18 protein-coding genes are annotated in these 17,021 nt (G+C 44.6%); 6 read left to right on the top strand and 12 right to left on the bottom strand.

The genetic code is table 11. The annotated features are described in order from the left end of the window. The first annotated feature begins 59 nt into the window (after positions 1-59). From MUK70_RS28060 to rbp, 4 genes are all read left to right on the top strand, one after another. Complete coding sequence (locus tag MUK70_RS28060; RefSeq protein WP_234657067.1) at positions 60-548, top strand: Xre family toxin-antitoxin system antitoxin; 489 nt, start codon at positions 60-62, stop codon at positions 546-548. Positions 549-554: 6 nt separating this feature from the next. Continuing rightward, positions 555-1,010, top strand: a complete 456-nt coding sequence (locus MUK70_RS28055) for an RES family NAD+ phosphorylase (protein ID WP_234604075.1) — start codon at positions 555-557, stop codon at positions 1,008-1,010. A 143-nt stretch (positions 1,011-1,153) separates the two neighbouring features. Beyond that, on the top strand, positions 1,154-1,984 hold the full coding sequence (locus MUK70_RS28050) for an SMP-30/gluconolactonase/LRE family protein (RefSeq protein WP_234657066.1): 831 nt from the start codon (positions 1,154-1,156) through the stop codon (positions 1,982-1,984). Between the two features lie 43 nt (positions 1,985-2,027). After that, positions 2,028-2,627 (top strand): RNA-binding regulator, encoded by a 600-nt coding sequence (gene rbp, locus MUK70_RS28045; RefSeq protein WP_234657065.1) that lies wholly within the window; start codon positions 2,028-2,030, stop codon positions 2,625-2,627. An 84-nt stretch (positions 2,628-2,711) separates the two neighbouring features. Here rbp and MUK70_RS28040 read toward each other — a convergent pair whose 3' ends face one another. The 7 genes from MUK70_RS28040 to MUK70_RS28010 all read right to left on the bottom strand — a co-directional run bounded on the left by MUK70_RS28040 (position 2,712) and on the right by MUK70_RS28010 (position 11,249). Continuing rightward, positions 2,712-3,902 carry a nucleoside permease gene (locus tag MUK70_RS28040; RefSeq protein ID WP_234604081.1) on the bottom strand — a complete coding sequence of 397 codons (1,191 nt, stop codon included), beginning with the start codon at positions 3,900-3,902 and terminating at the stop codon, positions 2,712-2,714. Positions 3,903-3,950: 48 nt separating this feature from the next. Next, positions 3,951-6,611: a DNA mismatch repair protein MutS gene (gene mutS, locus MUK70_RS28035; RefSeq protein WP_234657064.1), complete on the bottom strand. Its 2,661-nt coding sequence runs from the start codon at positions 6,609-6,611 to the stop codon at positions 3,951-3,953. Between the two features lie 97 nt (positions 6,612-6,708). Further along, the gene (locus MUK70_RS28030; RefSeq protein WP_234657063.1) at positions 6,709-7,305 is read right to left on the bottom strand and encodes a pseudouridine synthase; all 597 of its coding nucleotides are present in this window, start codon (positions 7,303-7,305) and stop codon (positions 6,709-6,711) included. A 31-nt stretch (positions 7,306-7,336) separates the two neighbouring features. Then, positions 7,337-7,921 carry a Uma2 family endonuclease gene (locus tag MUK70_RS28025; protein ID WP_234657062.1) on the bottom strand — a complete coding sequence of 195 codons (585 nt, stop codon included), beginning with the start codon at positions 7,919-7,921 and terminating at the stop codon, positions 7,337-7,339. A gap of 42 nt (positions 7,922-7,963) precedes the next feature. Beyond that, positions 7,964-8,752 carry an exodeoxyribonuclease III gene (locus tag MUK70_RS28020; RefSeq protein ID WP_234657060.1) on the bottom strand — a complete coding sequence of 263 codons (789 nt, stop codon included), beginning with the start codon at positions 8,750-8,752 and terminating at the stop codon, positions 7,964-7,966. Positions 8,753-8,777: 25 nt separating this feature from the next. Next, positions 8,778-10,604, bottom strand: coding sequence for a hypothetical protein (locus MUK70_RS28015; protein WP_234657059.1), 1,827 nt, complete (start codon positions 10,602-10,604; stop codon positions 8,778-8,780). Positions 10,605-10,622: 18 nt separating this feature from the next. Further along, positions 10,623-11,249: a hypothetical protein gene (locus MUK70_RS28010; protein ID WP_234657057.1), complete on the bottom strand. Its 627-nt coding sequence runs from the start codon at positions 11,247-11,249 to the stop codon at positions 10,623-10,625. Positions 11,250-11,392: 143 nt separating this feature from the next. Between MUK70_RS28010 and MUK70_RS28005 the strand changes: the two genes are divergently transcribed. Beyond that, entirely contained in the window at positions 11,393-11,899 is a 507-nt protein-coding gene (locus MUK70_RS28005) for a DUF4494 domain-containing protein (protein WP_234604088.1), read from the top strand. 53 nt (positions 11,900-11,952) lie between these two features. Here MUK70_RS28005 and MUK70_RS28000 read toward each other — a convergent pair whose 3' ends face one another. Further along, positions 11,953-12,690, bottom strand: coding sequence for a hypothetical protein (locus tag MUK70_RS28000; RefSeq protein ID WP_234657056.1), 738 nt, complete (start codon positions 12,688-12,690; stop codon positions 11,953-11,955). 60 nt (positions 12,691-12,750) lie between these two features. Continuing rightward, positions 12,751-14,139: an OmpA family protein gene (locus MUK70_RS27995; RefSeq protein ID WP_234657055.1), complete on the bottom strand. Its 1,389-nt coding sequence runs from the start codon at positions 14,137-14,139 to the stop codon at positions 12,751-12,753. A gap of 159 nt (positions 14,140-14,298) precedes the next feature. On the opposite strand from MUK70_RS27995, the gene MUK70_RS27990 reads away from it, so the two are divergent. Next, on the top strand, positions 14,299-15,108 hold the full coding sequence (locus MUK70_RS27990; RefSeq protein ID WP_234657054.1) for a UDP-2,3-diacylglucosamine diphosphatase: 810 nt from the start codon (positions 14,299-14,301) through the stop codon (positions 15,106-15,108). On the opposite strand, the gene MUK70_RS27985 is transcribed toward MUK70_RS27990, so the two are convergent. From MUK70_RS27985 to MUK70_RS27975, 3 genes are all read right to left on the bottom strand, one after another. Then, on the bottom strand, positions 15,109-15,855 hold the full coding sequence (locus tag MUK70_RS27985; protein WP_234657053.1) for a carboxypeptidase-like regulatory domain-containing protein: 747 nt from the start codon (positions 15,853-15,855) through the stop codon (positions 15,109-15,111). A gap of 129 nt (positions 15,856-15,984) precedes the next feature. Beyond that, positions 15,985-16,818: a phosphatidate cytidylyltransferase gene (locus MUK70_RS27980; protein ID WP_234604094.1), complete on the bottom strand. Its 834-nt coding sequence runs from the start codon at positions 16,816-16,818 to the stop codon at positions 15,985-15,987. Further along, positions 16,790-17,011 (bottom strand): putative signal transducing protein, encoded by a 222-nt coding sequence (locus tag MUK70_RS27975; protein ID WP_234604095.1) that lies wholly within the window; start codon positions 17,009-17,011, stop codon positions 16,790-16,792. The genes MUK70_RS27980 and MUK70_RS27975 overlap by 29 nt, the downstream gene beginning before the upstream one ends. Between the last annotated feature and the right edge of the window lie 10 nt (positions 17,012-17,021).

Raw genomic sequence — 17,021 nt, 5'->3', positions numbered from 1 at the left:
AAAGTATACTCTAATAAGTGTAAATTTGTCTTGTGGCACAGCGCGATAAAAAGGCTTATTTGGATACAGAGAACTTGAAGTCAAAAGAGTTCTCTGATTTGCAGGCAACCTATGGGTCGAGCTTTGTGCCTGCAAGCATTATTTTCAATACACACATTCAAAAACCTGAAAGTAAAATGACTGCCATAGAAAAAATGCACGTTGTTAAGCGCGGGATAAGCAAAACGGATCTGGAAGGCTTTAAGGATAAAATCGGTATGGATTATGATCAGCTGGCGGCAACATTGTCAGTGGCGCGCGCAACACTTATTAATAAGAAAGGGCCTGATAAATTCAATCCTACCGTGAGCGAAAAAATCGTAAGCCTTGCGGACATTTACTCTTATGGTTATGAGGTTTTTGAGGATGTAGACCGGTTCAACCGCTGGATATTCAGTCCGAACCGGGCGTTGGGAGGCGAGAGTCCATATGATCTTCTGGATAACCAGTTCGGGCGGGAAGAAGTCAAAAATATTATTGGCCGGATTGATTACGGTGTTTATTCTTAATCCGATATGATCGTTTACCGGGTTGGACGCACCAAATACGCACACGATATGGAAGGAGAAGGCGCCAGGCTTTACGGCGGACGCTGGAACCACAAACTGACTCCGTGCATTTATACTTCGGCGAGCCGGGCATTGGCTCTTTTGGAATACACTGCGAATATCAGCATTGATGACATTCCCAGGGCATTGAGTATCACTACGTTTGAGCTGGCGCCATTAAAAATTCATCAGGTCGGTATTCCGGAACTACCTGGCAACTGGCGCGACGCACCGGCTCCTGCTTCGACTAAAGATTTTGGAACAACATTATTGAAAAAATCTTCTCACGCGTTTCTGGAAATCCCCTCTGCAATCCTGCCCGAGGAATTTAATTATCTGCTCAATCCCCTATTCAATCACAAAGACGCTTTCCGGATTCTGGAAATCAAAGACTTCGTTTACGATTTGAGGATTAAATTATAAAAAAATTTAAAATTGGCCGCAACGAACTGTTTTGGCCATTTTTATTTAGCTTTGAGTAAGTATCAAAAATTGGTAAATCAGAAAGGTATATCACTCCTAGTCAATCTTGCCTGTCAGGAAACATATCCACGCAAACTAAAAACATGAAATCCATTCAACTACTATTCACGGCATCGCTGCTATTGGCTGCGGTGGCTGGCAATGCGCAACATTCCCTAACGGAGATATGGGCAACTGATGCTTCACTTCCGGTGCCGGAATCTGTTTTTTACAGCGCGCAGGACAAGCTGCTATATGTGGCCCAGATCGACGGAAAAGCGGGAGAAAAAGATGGAAAAGGAGCAATCGGAAAAGTTGGACTGGACGGTAAAATCATTAATAAAGACTGGATTACGGGGCTGCATGCGCCAAAAGGGATGGGCATCAAGGGCAACAAACTATTCGTCACGGACGTGACGGACGTTGTTGAGATCGATATCAAGGCTGGAAAAATCTTAAACAGACATGCCGTAGAAGGATCCAAGTTCCTGAACGACCTCACGATTGATTCCGATGGAAATATTTACGTTTCTGATTCGGATACGAAGAAAGTCCATTTAATTAAGGATGGCAAAGTATCGATCTATTTTGAAGATCTGACCAGGCCTAATGGCGTTCTGGCAGTTGGTTCGGACCTGTTGATCGCGGATGCGGGCACATTGAAACGACTTAGTACCGACAAAAAAGTAAGCATTGTTGCAGAAGGAATGGACAAAAGCACCGATGGCATTGAGCAGGTTATACCGGGAGAATACATCGTGTCTTGCTGGGCTGGCGTAGTTTATTACGTAAAGGCCGACGGGACAACAGAGAAGTTGCTAGATACTGCGGCAGACAAAACAAATTCGGCGGACATTGGTTATGATTCGGTTAAGAAAATCGTCTACGTACCGACATTCGCAAAAAATGGTGTCGTGGCTTATCAGTTAAAATAAATATATTTATAACCTAAAAATTAAATTAAAACAAGTCGTTTCCATGGACATTTTTGTTGGGAGTCTTTCTTTTAAATTGAAAGAAAGCGAATTGCGTGAAGCTTTCGAAAAATTTGGAACAGTGAGCTCCGCGAAAATTATCATTGACAAGATCACTCGTCAAAGCAAAGGTTTCGGCTTTGTTGAAATGCCGGACGAGGAAGAAGCAAGGCTGGCAATTAGCAATTTGAATGGTGCTGACATGTATGGACGCCCGTTGGTTGTAAACGAATCGCAGAAAAAAGAAGCAAGAACGGACGCTGGTGCCCCCAGAAGAGAAGGAGGCTTTACAAGGCCTCCCCGCACGGAAGGCAGCAGCACAGACAGGCCCAGCAGCCCAGGCACTGGAGGCAGCACGGGTGGCGGAGGTTACAGCGGCGGAGGAGGTTATTCCGGCGGTGACAAAAGTTCAGGAGGCGGAAACAATGATCGATATAGAAGCAGCGACCGTGGCCAAAGCGGCGGTTATGGAGATAAAGGAGGATTTGGAGGCAAGCCCAGATCGGATGACCGTTTTGGAAAAGGCGGCGCCGATCATAAAAGAGGCGGTGGCGGATCTAAAAATTACAGCCGGAACATTGCCGATGACGACGATGATTATTGATTTAAATAGATGAATTGACAATGCTATTAATAGAAAAACCTGTAAGAATCAACTTACAGGTTTTTTCTTGCGCTAACTCTTATTTTAGTCGGTCGCCTTCACTTTATTATCCTTGAAGAAAAGTACAAAAAGCACCAGAACAATTGCTGCAATACCCGCTGGCACCATCCAGATGCTCGTCCAGTCTTTTACACCGTTAACTGTGTACATATCAGCAACCAGACCGGCAAGCCATGAGCCAATTCCCATCCCAATCCCGTAAGTTGCGATTGAAATAAGCCCCTGTGCAGAAGAACGATATTTTTCGCCTGCTTTGCTATCTGTATAAATTTGGCCGGTAACAAAGAAGAAATCGTAACAAACACCGTGCAGAATAATTGCCATGTAAAGCAGCCATTCGTTATTTACATCCCCATAACCGAAGCCGATAAAACGAATGATCCACGCGATCAAACCTACAACCAACATCCATTTAACCCCCAAACGGCTAAAAGCAAGTGGAATTAGCAGCATGAAAACGACTTCCGAAGCTTGCCCCAACGACATCTTATTCTCCACATTGGTCATACCCGAATCTGTGAGCGACGGGTTGGCCATGGCGTAATAGAACGACAAAGGAATACAGATCAGCAAGGAAGAGATAAAAAATATCGCAAACGAACGGTCTTTGAAAAGTTTGAATGCATCAAGGCCCAAGATGTCCGAAAACGACGTTTTTGTACTTGGTTTCGGCGGGGTGTCTGGCAAAAAGAAAGAGTAGACACCCAAAAATGCGGATGCAACCATTGATATCTTAAAGATCATTACATTATCCCCGAAGCCGTAATACCCAATAATGTTAGAAACTACAATCCAGGAAACTGTTCCCATTACACGTATCGCCGGAAAATCTTTCTCTGAATTGGTAACCTGCTGCATGGCAATCGAAGTAGTCAGCGACATCATAGGCGCGAAAGAAATACAGTAGGCAAGGATAATCCAGAAAAAATTATCCGGGTCGTCAACGCCGGTGAGAACGAAAAGAAGAGCTGCACCTGCTAAGCTTAAAACGCCTAACACTTTTTGTGCAGCAAAGTAACGGTCGGCAATCATTCCGACGAAGAAAGGAGCGATGATCTGCGCAATTGAAAAAGCAGCATAAGCATTCCCAACCTGAGCCCCGGATGCGCCAAGCGCTGTGAACAGGTATTTACTCATTTGCCCGTACCACGATCCCCATATAAAATAGAGCAGGAACATCATGGCCATCAATTGAAACCGCGTTGCGTTTTTCATAAAAGGGATAGGAGATTAAATTGGTAAAATATAAAGTGCATTACTCGGTTATTTCTTCACTATTTTCTGAAATTCGTTCAATTTCAACAGTGCTTCAATGGGTGACAATGTATTGACGTCTACAAGCGACAATTTCTCTTTAAGCTCTTCCATACGCGGATCGGCCGGTTCGAAAATGCTGAGCTGAAAGTTGTTTTTGGGAATTTCTCTGACTCTTTTTTTATGCTCGTGCGTCACATGATCTTTCTCCAGATGCTGCATAATTTCACTGGCCCTCAACACAATAAGCTGAGGCATACCCGCGATCTGGGCCACGTGGATTCCGAAACTATGCGCACTTCCACCTGGTTTTAGCTTCCGCAGGAAAATCACTTTGTTATCCACTTCCTTGACAGCCACATTGAAATTTTTGATGCGCGGGAAATCCTCCGTAAGTTGGTTAAGCTCGTGATAATGTGTCGCAAACAAAGTTTTTGGCCTGCAATCCGCTTGATTATGCAGGTATTCTGCAATGGCCCAGGCGATGGAAACGCCATCGTAAGTGCTTGTCCCACGGCCGATTTCGTCCATTAAAACCAAACTGCGGTTGCTCAGATTATTCAGAATGCTTGCGGTTTCAGTCATTTCCACCATGAATGTACTTTCGCCGCGGCTTAAATTGTCGCTTGCCCCTACCCTGGTAAAAATCTTGTCGACCAGACCAATTGAAGCACATTTTGCTGGCACATAACATCCCATTTGCGCCATAAGGACAATGAGTGCTGTTTGCCGCAAAAGCGCCGATTTACCTGCCATATTAGGCCCTGTAATGATAATGATCTGTTGCACCATATCGTCCAGAAACAGGTCATTAGGCACATAACTTTCGCCTATTGGCAGCTGCTGTTCAATAACCGGATGGCGGCCGTCTTTAATATCCAGCTCATTACCTTCACTGATAGTGGGTTTCATATAATTATTTTTCCGGGCAATTGTGGCGAATGAGCTTAATGCATCGAGTGTCGATATCACCAGTGCATTTTGCTGCACGGTGCTCACATACTCTGCCGCCATCAACATTAATTCGCTGAAAATCCGGTATTCAATCGCTGAAATTTTGTCCTCGGCATTCAGGATCTTTTCTTCGTATTCTTTTAGTTCCGGTGTAATGTAGCGTTCCGCATTGACCAATGTTTGCTTTCTGATCCAATCGGCCGGGACTTTGTTCTGATGCGCGTGCGTCACTTCCAGATAATAGCCAAAAACCTTATTATAAGCGATTTTCAATGATCCGATGCCGGTACGCTCAATTTCCCTGTTTTGCAGTTTGATCAGATAATCTTTCCCTTCATAGGAAATCGCATGCAATTCGTCTAGCTCAGGATCAACGCCGCTTTTTACGATCCGGCCCTGGTTAGTCAGGATCGGTGCGTCGTCACGGATCTCATTTTCAATTTTATCAACCAAAAAACTACAAGGATTCAGCTGATCCGCATATTTTTTTAGTATTTCAATGGCTTGGGTGGAAATCTGTTTCTTGCCAGCTTTCCTTGATTTTTCTTCTTCCTGATTAATTATGCCTGAAATCAACTCCTTAACCGGGCCAATTTGCTTCAACGACTTTTTCAGCTGAACCAGCTCGCGGGGGTTTATCCGTTTTACCGCAACTTTTGAAATGAGCCGTTCCAGGTCCCCAATTTGTTTCAAATGTTGCGTTATCGTCTCATGCAGATCTTCGTTTTCAAGAAAGTGTTCGACAGTATTGAGCCGGTCTTCAATCGCTAACTTATCTTTTAGCGGCAGAACGATCCATTTCCGAAGCAAACGCGCACCCATTGGGGTCACGGTCTGATCTAAAATCTGGATCAATGGCACACCGCCCTCTTGTTGCGGGTAAACGAGTTCGAGGTTTCTTACTGTGAAACGGTCGAGCCACACGTATTTTTCTTCTTCCAAACGCGTAATACGGCCAATGTGCCCCACTTCCTTATGCTCGGTTTCGCGCAGATAATGAAGGATCACACCCGCTGCAATGATCCCCATCGGCAGCGCTTCAATCCCAAAACCTTTCAATGTGGTTGTCTGAAAATGGCCGATCAGCTGCTCATAACCGTATTCATAGCCAAAGCACCAGTCGTCCAGCTGGAAAGAATGGTATTTCCCGCCAAAAAGCTGATTGAATTCTTGTTTGTGTCTTTTGCAAAAAAGCACTTCGGCCGGACTGAAACCTTGAAGCATTTTATCAATATAGGCCGCATTCCCCTGCGCCGTCATGAATTCGCCCGTGGAAATGTCCAGGAAAGCAATCCCGTAAATGTTATCGGGTCCGATGTGCACTGCGGCGAGATAGTTGTTTCTGCGCGTATCGAGCACATTGTCGTTGAGCGAAACACCCGGTGTAACCAGTTCAGTCACACCTCTTTTCACAATGCCCTTCGCAGCAGCAGGATCTTCCAGCTGATCGCAAATGGCCACACGCTCTCCTGCACGAACCAACTTAGGAAGATAATTATCAAGCGAATGATGGGGAAAACCGGCCAATTCTTCGTGCGCGCCACCATTATTCCGGCGTGTAAGCACGATGCCCAGGATCTTTGAGGCACGTATGGCATCTTCTCCAAAAGTCTCGTAAAAGTCCCCTACACGAAAAAGCAGCAGCGCCCCCGGATACTTGGCCTTGATCTCATTGTATTGTTTATTAAGCGGAGTCTCTTTTTGTGCCTTTGCCAACGATCAGCCTTATTTTAAGAAAAGGATATGTACAAAATTAAGCCTTCTCTCCGGTTTGGCAACATTGCACCGAGGTTTTGTGAAAGCAACCGTTATCTCAGTCGTACACGCGGCGCACGTCTTTGGCCGTAACTTCCCATACGTCCCCTGGTTTAGGAAATTCGCCTGTTTTATCAGCAAGAGAAATTTTACCAATTGACCAGCGCACGAGTCTTAATGTCGGGAAACCGGCGGCGGCGGTCATGCGCCTTACCTGCCTGTTTTTGCCCTCACCTATGGAGATGGAAACCCAGGAAACGGGAATGTTCTGTCGAAAACGGATCGGCGGGTTGCGCTCGGGAAGTGAAGGTTCGTCAATTGCATCGACCTTCGCAGGGAGCGTCAGGTGTTTTTTGCCGTTAATAGAAATTTGCACACCGCTGCGAAGCATTTCACAGGCTTCTTCCGTTATGACGCCTTCAACCTGCGCGTAATAAGTCTTGGAATGCTTGTTTTTGGGATCTAACACCTTTGTTTTGAGAAAATTATCATTGGTTAACAACAACAATCCCTCGCTATCGGCGTCTAGACGACCAACCGGATAAATGTCTTTAGGAAACTCGAAACCCAGATCCGCAAGCGTTAAATGGTCACCTTCCCGCGTAAACTGGGAAAGCATTCCAAACGGCTTGTAAATAAAGAAGTAACGGAACAACTTGTATTGAATTAGAACGGAATACGCCTGATCATTTAAGTAGTGAACCAGGGTTTAAAGAAAAACCAGGCAGAATTTCCTCACCAGAAAGTATTACATCCAATGAATCGTGAATGACGACCGATTGGCCTGCTTTGTAAATGTGAACCTTATTCTCCAGACGATCGATTAACCAACCGAGTTTACAACCATTGGCAATGTATTCTTTCATCTTATCTAGTAAATATTTCAGCTCATCGGATTTAGACCGGATTTCAATCACAAAATCAGGGCAAATGGGGGCGAAAGTTTCCTGCTGGTCTTCTGAGAGTGCATCCCATTTCTCACTGGTTACGAATGAAGCATCCGGCGATCTGACTGCTCCATTTGGCAATGTAAAGCCGGTTGAAGAATCGAAAACTTCACCGAGTTGTGCAGCTTCGCTCCATTGAGATAAATGAGCAATGAATCGTACATTAAATTTCCCTGTAAATGATCCTGTTGGAGACATAAGTATAATATTTCCTTGCGAGTCCCTTTCGAACTCTAGTGTGTCGTTCATTTGGCAAAACTGGAAGAATTCTTCCTCACTCATCAGGTCTCCCATCTTCATTGTCACCGGCATTGGCATGTCCATAACGCTTTTGTTTGAATCTTGCTTTGATCAAAAATACAAAATTTATGAGTCGCTCCGTGAATATGGCGATTCAATTTCTAACCACACCGGACAATGATCCGAATGGACGGCGTCATTGAATTGCCGGCTCGAAATGATCCGGTCTTTAATGCTATCCGCCACTGAAATGTAATCAATGCGCCAGCCTTTGTTGTTGCCACGTGCGCCTGCGCGGTAAGTCCACCAGGAATATTCCCGGAGTTCGGGATTTTTGAAACGGAATGCATCTGTATAACCATTACCAAACCACTTGGTCATCCATTCTCTTTCCTCTGGCAGGAAACCGGACATTTTCTTATTCCTGACCGGATCATGAATGTCAATTTCGTTATGCGCAATGTTGTAATCGCCGCAAATGATCAGGTTAGGACGCTCTTTTCTTAATTCCGTAACCCAATCGAAAAAGTCTCCTAAAAACTGCATTTTCACACCCTGGCGAATTTCTCCGCTCGTTCCGGACGGAAAGTAGCAGTTCAAAATGGTGATATCGCCGAAGTCTGCCCGTAAGATCCGGCCCTCCGCATCATAGGTGGGAATAGCACAACCTGCGGAGACCATGTCGGGCTGGATTTTTGAGAAAATAGCGACCCCGCTGTAACCCTTTTTCTCAGCCGCATGCCAGCCCACCAGCTCATAACCCAGTACTTCAAGACCGGAAAGATCCACAACATCGGGCGTTGCTTTCACTTCCTGAAAACATAAAACGTCCGCAGAAATCGTGCTTAACCATTCTATCAAACCATTCCGCAATGCAGCCCGGATTCCATTGAGGTTATAGGTAAGTATTTTCATCAGCTATTTATCGGCTAGTGTCTTGTCAAATCAGGGAAATGCTTTTGCCTGTAAAATAAGACTTCCATTTCCCGGGCGCAACCGGGTCTTTCTCCATCATCCAAACTTCAAATAACCCCGCCGGGAGCTTGGATCTGTACAGTGAATATTGATAATCTGATCCGTAATAACTATGACTTTTCAGCAAATCACTTACCGAATTGGGAACCGGAAGCGCCGGCAGCAAAAGGGTGCGATCATTGGAAGCAAGCACAAAATAAACCGGCTTGGAAGGCCCATTATGCGTTATTTCAAAGCGCAAAAACTTGGAGGACACATTATTAAGGTCTTTTACATAACTAATCTTCAAATCAAATTCCCCTTGATAATGAACTAATTTATTTCCTGTTTCCGCAATGATGCGCTTGTGTTCAGGCAAGTCTTTATACTGACCAAAATCGAGCAAATTGTTAGCATTCAAGGTGTCGATCAGGTTACTCATTCTGGTTGGGTGGTTCCAGAATGGAATGTCACCGAAATTGTCACCCGTGGTCAGGAATGTTTTATGATTTTTCCAATAAAAACTGTCGATTGCAAGGTCTTCGTGAAATTTCCGAATGCTTGTGACGGATAAATAATAGCTAACGAAGTTCAGTGCAATGAAGCAAAATAAGCCAAGGAGAGCCGCAATTCGTTTGACATGCCGCAAATTTTTTGCCAGGATTATGACGCAGACGTAAACCGTCGCCAGCAACGCTACACCAAAGATCATGTAACGCCGCGAAAAAATATTGCCGCCATACATTACATAGGAGCTGATGGGCCTGCTAATGACAAACATTGCGCCCGTTCCCATTGCAAACATCATTGCGCCCCATAAAAACCAATCGCTCCAAACCGTTTTCCTGGCAAGAAACAGCCTTACCAGCCAAATGCAAAAAACCAGCAAAATGCCGGCTCCCAGCAGAACGCACCAGATCATGTCGGCGTAAAACGAATTAGCGATTGGATGTATGAAGTCGAGATAAAATGCATTACCCCAAAATGCGAACACGAATATGAGGTTGAAAATCGGGTGCGGCCACACCGAACCAGTGTGTGAAGGAATTACCTGATAATCAAATAGGAAGTAGAAGAGCACAATGGCCAAGGCGATTGCCAGCCACACAAACAGCAATTTGAATCTTTTCTGTAAAGCCAGAATCAACGTTCCGATAATCCAGGTTAGTATGCCGCTTCCACTCGTGAATGTGGTCAAAAGCGCAGCAGCAATTCCTAAATAAAAACCTTTCTGATCATTCCTGCCCATTCCGTAAGAGGAAAGCAACGCGAAAAAAATCAGCGGGGTGTTCTGGATAGCGGCAATTCCCCACACAGCGTTTTCAAAATAAACCAGATTGAAAAGCACATAGGGAACGGGAATGAAGTAATACCACGAAATCTGCTCTTTCTTAAATGTGAGAAAGAGTAAATAAAAAATGCCCAGTAACGCGAGGTTACCGAGCAAAATTTGTGTCTTAATGTTGACCGTACCCGTAAAAAAGTACATGATCAGCATCACAGTTCTTTCAAATGCAAAACGGTGCTGATTGACCTGCTCGAAAAGCACTTCAATCTTGCCTACAAACCCATTGGCAACATGGAAATTATGGACCGTTTCCAGGAGATTGAAGTCATCCGTGTAAGGAATATTCAATGTATAGGCTTCCAGAATGAGATAAAAATAGACAACCGGCGTAATGATCAGCCCTATTCCCGACCATTTCCTTAAAGCAACCTGACCTTTATAAAAGCTTATCCCAAATAAAACAAGCAGGAGAACGACTAGGCTGAAATATTGAAAAAGATACGGGTTGTCTACAAGTATTCTCAAAACTGTGTGATTTAGATCTTAGCGTGCCAGCATTTTGCTGGTGATTTCCTTTTCGAATGTGATGTATCCCGGATAGTTAACCTGTTTTCCGGCCACATCAAGCGTTGGCCGGATCTTCACCTGGAATTTCGTAGGCTTTGCATCGGCCTTACCCGTTAATGCCAGGATCATATTAACGAACTCATCACGCGTTTTGTCGTTGGATAGCAACTGGTAAGCATTGGTATTCAACCGCACCGGAACTCTTGTGGGACTTGTTCCTGGCATAACTTCGATCAGCTGGCTCAGGAAACCATTAAAAATCTCGTTGTTTGTAAGCAGAACTTTATACTCCAACTGATTGATCGCAGCACGCTTCTTGGTTGGATTTGTAATATCAATGTTAACCCGAAGATCCAGAGGCACATTTTTTCTCAAAAGGCCCATTGCCAATCCGGGATATTTTGCCAGATCAAAATCGCTGAAACTGCGAATGTTGCGAAATTCCTTGATGTCAATTCCAGCCAGATAAACGCTGTCGACGGACGCAATGTCGTATTTACAATCTCCAAAAGTTTTGGCATCAGCAACCTGGCGGCCGACTCCGCAACTCGACACCACACCGGCTACAATCATGAGTACAAGGACCCAAATGTTCTTTTTCATTATCAAAATATTTTTCGCAAGTTAAACAGTAGGTATCAGAACGCATGCACCGCGCATCGATTATTAGTTTGTGACTATATTTTTTGCACGCCTTCACCCAAGCGTTTACATTTGCCTACTTTTAAGAAAACAAAACTACAAATATGGCGAGCTGGTATTTAGGGAAAATTCGGTATCAAAAAGAGGATGAGGCAGGGAGTCTTAAAACAATCAATGAGGTTTATCTGGTAGACGCCGTTTCATATACAGAGTCTGAGGCCAGGCTTTACAAGCAAATTGTAACCGGCGCCAGCGAGTTCAGCGTGATGAGCATTTCGCGTATGCGGCTTGCGGATTTGTTCGCATTTGAGGAAGGAGAGCAGTGGTTTAAAGCAAAAGTGATCTACTTTTCAGTGGATGAGAAAAGCGGTAAGGAGAAGAAAATCGTGAATTATATGCTTGTGAACGCGGATGGCATCCAGCAAGCGCTCGACAGGATCAATGAAAGCATGCGTAATTTCCTGATCCCTTACGAGACTACGGATATTGTCTTAACACCGATTCTGGATGTTTTCCCATACACCGCAGAAGAGGACGAGCAAGAAATCCCAGCCAATATGCGCCCGCTATCAGAAGTAAAAGCAGAAAGAGCAGAAGCAATTCCAGAATAAAAAAAACATTTCCCGTCCCTTTAAAGGGACGGAAATGTTTTTTTATTAATTTTTTATTCTGTTTTGAATGCTGTGTAGCCTTTGGTTGAGATTGTTATTGGATCTTTGCCGAAGCTTTTTAGTTTTAGAATCGTGTCTTTTGAACTGATCTCAGCAACCAGCTGATTAGGCTCCAAAAGATGCATATAATCCAAGGAAGTGGGCATAGCAACTGCGCTTTCTACAAATTCCAGCCCATATAGGGGGTAAACATTAAACGGCGTTTTGGCAAGCCAAACTGTATCCTTGTTCTCGGAAGTGGCATAGCTCACATTATATTCGAGACTTTCAAAACCAAAATCATCCCGTTTGTTTCCCGTCGCTGCCCAGTAAGTCGAGAAATCTTCCCTTGCCTGCGCTTTGGTGTCAGGGCCAGGTTTCAATGCACCCACCGCTTCGTTAATCCTGATCTTTTTACCATTTTCATCGGCGCCGCAGAAAATGTACTTGCCATCTGGAAAACCGATCACGAAATCGAAGTCCTTACCGCCTTTTCCGAAACTGCTCTCTTTTTTAAAACACATTCCACCGCTGACCGGGTCAAGGTAAATGGTGATTGTCCCTTTGGTTTGATCAGCCTTGTTTTCATAATCATACACCAGCGAATGGCTGAAATAATACTGGCCTTTCGCGGGTTGCCACATAGCAGCACGCTGCTTGTCGGCCGCGATCTTTTTGGGGGCCTGAGCAAAAATGGGTGCACTGTAAGCAAGTGCGGAAACAATCATTAAGGAAGCAAAATATCTTTTCATTATCATGGGTTGTAAACGGTGCGCAATCTAGAAAGAGACTGCTAAAAAACCACGCCCCGCTTACAATTTCACAAACTCCACCCTGCGATTATTGGCCTTCCCTTCCGACGTTGTGTTGGGCGTCGCCGGTTCGCTCTCGCCTTTTCCGTCCGTTTCCAAACGGCCTTTGTCAACCGAAAAATCCCTCGACAATGCTTCTTTCACCGCCTCGGAGCGCTTTTTCGATAATGCTAAATTGCTGCCATCATCACCGTCACTATCGGTATGGCCTATAATTTTGACTTTAACCGTGCCGTTTTCTGTCAGCACATTGGCAATGTCTTTGAGCACGCCGTAGGATTCCGGTTTGATATTGGCAGAGTTTACATCGAACAAAATGCCCGTTGTAGAAAATTTACCTTCGGTGATCAGCTTACTCCTCGTATCGGGCGCGCCCACAGCAATGCGCAGGTTTGAAATAAAATAACGGTTCGCTTCCTCGTGATAACCCTGGTTGGAGAATGCTATGAAGTTGTAATTTTTCTCGGGATTGAATGCACGCGGCAAATCCCAAACTTTATAATCGTCTACATAAAGGCGCATACGGCCTTTTTGCCGCCATACCGACACTTTTACAACATTATGCTCGGGCACGTGGAAAGCTGGAAAACTCTTTTCATTTTTCATGATCGAGGAAGCGTCCTCTTCGCCAAAGACATTGAACATGGCCAACCCCTGGCTGCCGCCCGCGTCCTTGGGATGCAAGCCTAGCTCGATTCCGTTCTTTTTGCCTCCATCAAACCCTTTCCAATTGGCGAAATCCTTGGCCGGAGTGGCTACTTCGGCAATAATAGTCCTTAAATAACCCGAATAAAAACTGAATTCGGATGTTGTGGCCAGATTGAATTCCAGCGTGAAATTTTCAGGAAGTTTATTTACAAATTCAGGATAAAAAACGCCTTCCGGGCCTAGCATCAGCCATTTACCCTCGGTTCCTTCAATGGTAACGACCTCACCGGATGAATTGGTGTTCCACTTAGCCGGAAAGTCGCCCACGGCATCCTGTGCGAAATCCTCCACCGCCACTACTTTTTCACCAGGAATAAAGTCAAACTTACTATATGATTTCAAACTTGGCTTTGCGGCTTTTGCAGGTGTTCCGCTCTCCGCAGTTGCCTCATTACTAATATCAGATGAAGCTTCACTTCCAGACTTCGTATCAGCATTTGCATCAGGTTTTGCGCCTTCCGTTTCCTTTGCTTTCTTGTCTTTCTTTTTAAAGAGATTACCAATCCCTTCTTCCACCGAGTCAAAACCTTTGTCAACCGCCTGATCAATCTTCCGGTTAGCCCGGTTTTCTGCCTGTCTTTCCACCACCCGTCCGGGTTCGCTGATCCGTATCTGCGCAAATGCTGTCCCTGAACAAAAAGTAATAACTGCCGAGACGAGTATGACATATAATCTTTCCATAATGTGCTGATTTTAAATTGGATAAATACCTTATTAAATATACACATTAAGATAAGCAGGCTGAAACTAATTGAGTTAGCGGCTTGCAGCCGATTTGAAGGCTTTATCCCGCATCAATTAAAAGGAAGATTGTAAATTGCAGCGCATTTAAACTTCCGCATGAACTTTCACTTTGAGAAAAAGACGATTCACTTGCAAGATGGCCGCCGCGCCTATTTTTCATCTGATTATCATCTTGGCGTCCCCACCCCTGCACAAAGCCGCGAACGGGAAAAACGCGTTGTCAGCTGGCTCGAATCTATCCAGCACGATGCACAGGTCGTTTTTTTAGTAGGCGATATTTTTGATTTTTGGTTCGAATACAAAAAGGCGGTTCCTAAGGGTTTTGTGCGGTTGTTCGGCAAGCTTGCGGAGCTTTCAGATAAAGGAATTGAACTGATTATTTTCACCGGAAACCACGATATGTGGATGTCGGGTTACCTGACGGAGGAAGTGGGTGCAGTGATTTATCGGAATCCCGTCTCGTTTACATTCAATACAAAAGGCATTTCCAAGAGCGTATTGGTAGGTCACGGCGATGGATTAGGGCCTGGCGACGACACTTACAAGTTTTTGAAAAAGGTTTTTGAAAACAGCTTTTTTCAAATGATCTTCCGGATCGTGCATCCCGATGTGGGCATGTGGATTGCAATGGAATGGTCGAAAAGAAGCCGGATTGCCAATGTTAACAAAGGCGAGGAGCGATTTATGGGTGCGGACCACGAATGGTTATTCCAATATTGCCGGGAAGTGGAGCAAACGCAGCACCATGATTTCTATATTTTCGGGCACCGGCATCTGGTGCTGGATATGCAGGTCAATGCGCGGTCGCGATATATCAATCTCGGGGAATGGGTTACGCAGCAGCATTTTGCCACTTTTGATGGCATTAATGTGGCTCTAAGGAAATTTGATCCGGCAGTGGTTTAATTACTGGCCGTTTTTCTTAATCTCATTTTCAGGCATTGGCGGGATAAAATCCTGCTTGGTAATGTTCTCGCGGGGAGCCGCATTCAGGTCTTTTCTCCAATCTTTTTGTTTCAAATCACCTTTTTTCACTGATTTGATAAAATTGGCCCAGGCAAATGGGTTCAGGAAAGGGAATGTGGTTGCAAAACCTTTATTTGCCGATGATTCACGCCCGAAGAGGAGCTGATCCATCGAATAACGGTAATTGGTTTGCGCATTATTAGGAACCTGCGCCGCCATTCTGTTAATGTAGTCAGGATCTGTGCTTCTCGCGAGTGCATCGCGGTCCGCCTGATCGGGCAGCTTCAATTCGAGGAATGCCTTCTTAAATTCCTCTTCCGTAGAATAAGGGTAAATGGTCACACCTGAAAGCGTCACCACATCTTCCCGCAATGCTACGATTGCGGAGTAAATATCTGAATTATAGCTTCTTGGGATAACGTGGTATTGCTTTTTGAAACCCACATAACCAAAAACAATGCTATCCCCAGGAAAAACCTTGATCGTAAAAGAACCGTCACTTCTGGACAATGTTCCTCTGCCCGCATTTACAATAAAAATTGTGGCACCAGGCAAAATCTCCGTGGTTTTGCCACCTACAACCATCCCTGAAAATACAATGGCACTTTGTTCACCCTGCGCATACGAATCCCGGAATCCAGTTACACCTGCAAGTATCAATAAAAATATAAAAAGACTCCGTTTCATTTCCAGATTGTTATTCCAAAATCAATGTTAAACCAAATGCATTTGTAATCATCGCTAAAAATCTGTTCCTAATTTAAAAACGACTTACTGTTGTAGGCATTGCCTTCTGTCCGGACTAATGCCAGTTGCTCAGGAAAAGAGCTTCAAAAAAGTAACGATAAACGGAGCAGAAAGGAGCAGACCGTCAAACCGATCTAAAAAGCCTCCGTGACCAGGAATACTACTTCCCGAGTCCTTAATGGCAATGCTCCGCTTAAAAAGCGACTCTACCAGATCGCCGTAAGTGCCTACCACCACGATAATAGCCCCGATACAATACCATTTCCAGGGTTCGAAGGTACGGAAATAATAACCGAGCACAAACGCGATAAAAGCCGCAAAGACCGCACTTCCCATGGCGCCTTCCCATGATTTCTTTGGGGAAATGCGTTCAAACAGCTTTCTTTTTCCAAATTTCGTCCCGGCAAAATAACCGCCGATGTCAGAAGCCCAAAGCAAAAGCAGGCTTCCCAGCACGATCTCATAATTATAGTTTCCACCCCGCATGGCCATCACAATGATGAGCGCAAAGGGTAAAGCCACATATATTATGCCCAGAAACGTGAAACCAATGTTGGTAAAAGGTTTCAGGTCATTCTTTTTATACAGCTTAATAAAGAATATCATCGATAGCAACGGGCTGATTATGAAGTAATTTTCAAATGGCACAATGTCTTGCTCTATGAGATACGCAAGTAATATCATGACTGTGCCACAGAATGTTCCATAATATGTCAGCGGCTGATTTCCATCCAGGCCCAAGAGCTTGTAAAATTCTAGTTGGGTGAGCGAGCTGATGGTGCAAAAAAGGAGCAGAAAGGTCAATTCATTGTAAAGAATGCAACTTATGATCACAAATACCCCCGCCAGCGCGGTAATGGTCCTTTGCTGTAAATTATTCAGACTCGTTAAGCGCTCCCTCATTCGTTATTATTGTTTGAGCCTGCGAAAGATCACTCGCTGGCACATGCACTTCATACATTCCGAATACCGGATAACTGCTATCCTTTTTGTCTACAATGACGGCCGCGATTCCGTTTTGCTCTAAAATTTCACGGGCAATTTCTGCACGCATCATTTGTGCGCTCTGAAAAGCCTTTACCCAATTCTCAGCCATATTATTTGTT

The organism is Dyadobacter chenwenxiniae (assembly GCF_022869785.1).
Lineage (GTDB): Bacteria > Bacteroidota > Bacteroidia > Cytophagales > Spirosomataceae > Dyadobacter > Dyadobacter chenwenxiniae.
Note: the sequence above shows the minus strand (reverse complement) of the source record. Positions and strands in the feature narration are given on the sequence as shown.

Bases quoted from the DNA above. Each gene is read 5' to 3' on its own strand.
- MUK70_RS28010 (WP_234657057.1), bottom strand. From the start codon at position 11,249: ATGAAAAAGAACATTTGGGTCCTTGTACTCATGATTGTAGCCGGTGTG.
- MUK70_RS28050 (WP_234657066.1), top strand. From the start codon at position 1,154: ATGAAATCCATTCAACTACTATTCACGGCATCGCTGCTATTGGCTGCG.
- MUK70_RS28040 (WP_234604081.1), bottom strand. From the start codon at position 3,902: ATGAAAAACGCAACGCGGTTTCAATTGATGGCCATGATGTTCCTGCTC.
- MUK70_RS28025 (WP_234657062.1), bottom strand. From the start codon at position 7,921: ATGGACATGCCAATGCCGGTGACAATGAAGATGGGAGACCTGATGAGT.
- MUK70_RS28005 (WP_234604088.1), top strand. From the start codon at position 11,393: ATGGCGAGCTGGTATTTAGGGAAAATTCGGTATCAAAAAGAGGATGAG.
- MUK70_RS28000 (WP_234657056.1), bottom strand. From the start codon at position 12,690: ATGAAAAGATATTTTGCTTCCTTAATGATTGTTTCCGCACTTGCTTAC.
- MUK70_RS28055 (WP_234604075.1), top strand. From the start codon at position 555: ATGATCGTTTACCGGGTTGGACGCACCAAATACGCACACGATATGGAA.
- MUK70_RS28020 (WP_234657060.1), bottom strand. From the start codon at position 8,752: ATGAAAATACTTACCTATAACCTCAATGGAATCCGGGCTGCATTGCGG.
- rbp (WP_234657065.1), top strand. From the start codon at position 2,028: ATGGACATTTTTGTTGGGAGTCTTTCTTTTAAATTGAAAGAAAGCGAA.
- MUK70_RS27975 (WP_234604095.1), bottom strand. From the start codon at position 17,011: ATGGCTGAGAATTGGGTAAAGGCTTTTCAGAGCGCACAAATGATGCGT.
- MUK70_RS27995 (WP_234657055.1), bottom strand. From the start codon at position 14,139: ATGGAAAGATTATATGTCATACTCGTCTCGGCAGTTATTACTTTTTGT.
- MUK70_RS27985 (WP_234657053.1), bottom strand. From the start codon at position 15,855: ATGAAACGGAGTCTTTTTATATTTTTATTGATACTTGCAGGTGTAACT.
- MUK70_RS27980 (WP_234604094.1), bottom strand. From the start codon at position 16,818: ATGAGGGAGCGCTTAACGAGTCTGAATAATTTACAGCAAAGGACCATT.
- MUK70_RS27990 (WP_234657054.1), top strand. From the start codon at position 14,299: ATGAACTTTCACTTTGAGAAAAAGACGATTCACTTGCAAGATGGCCGC.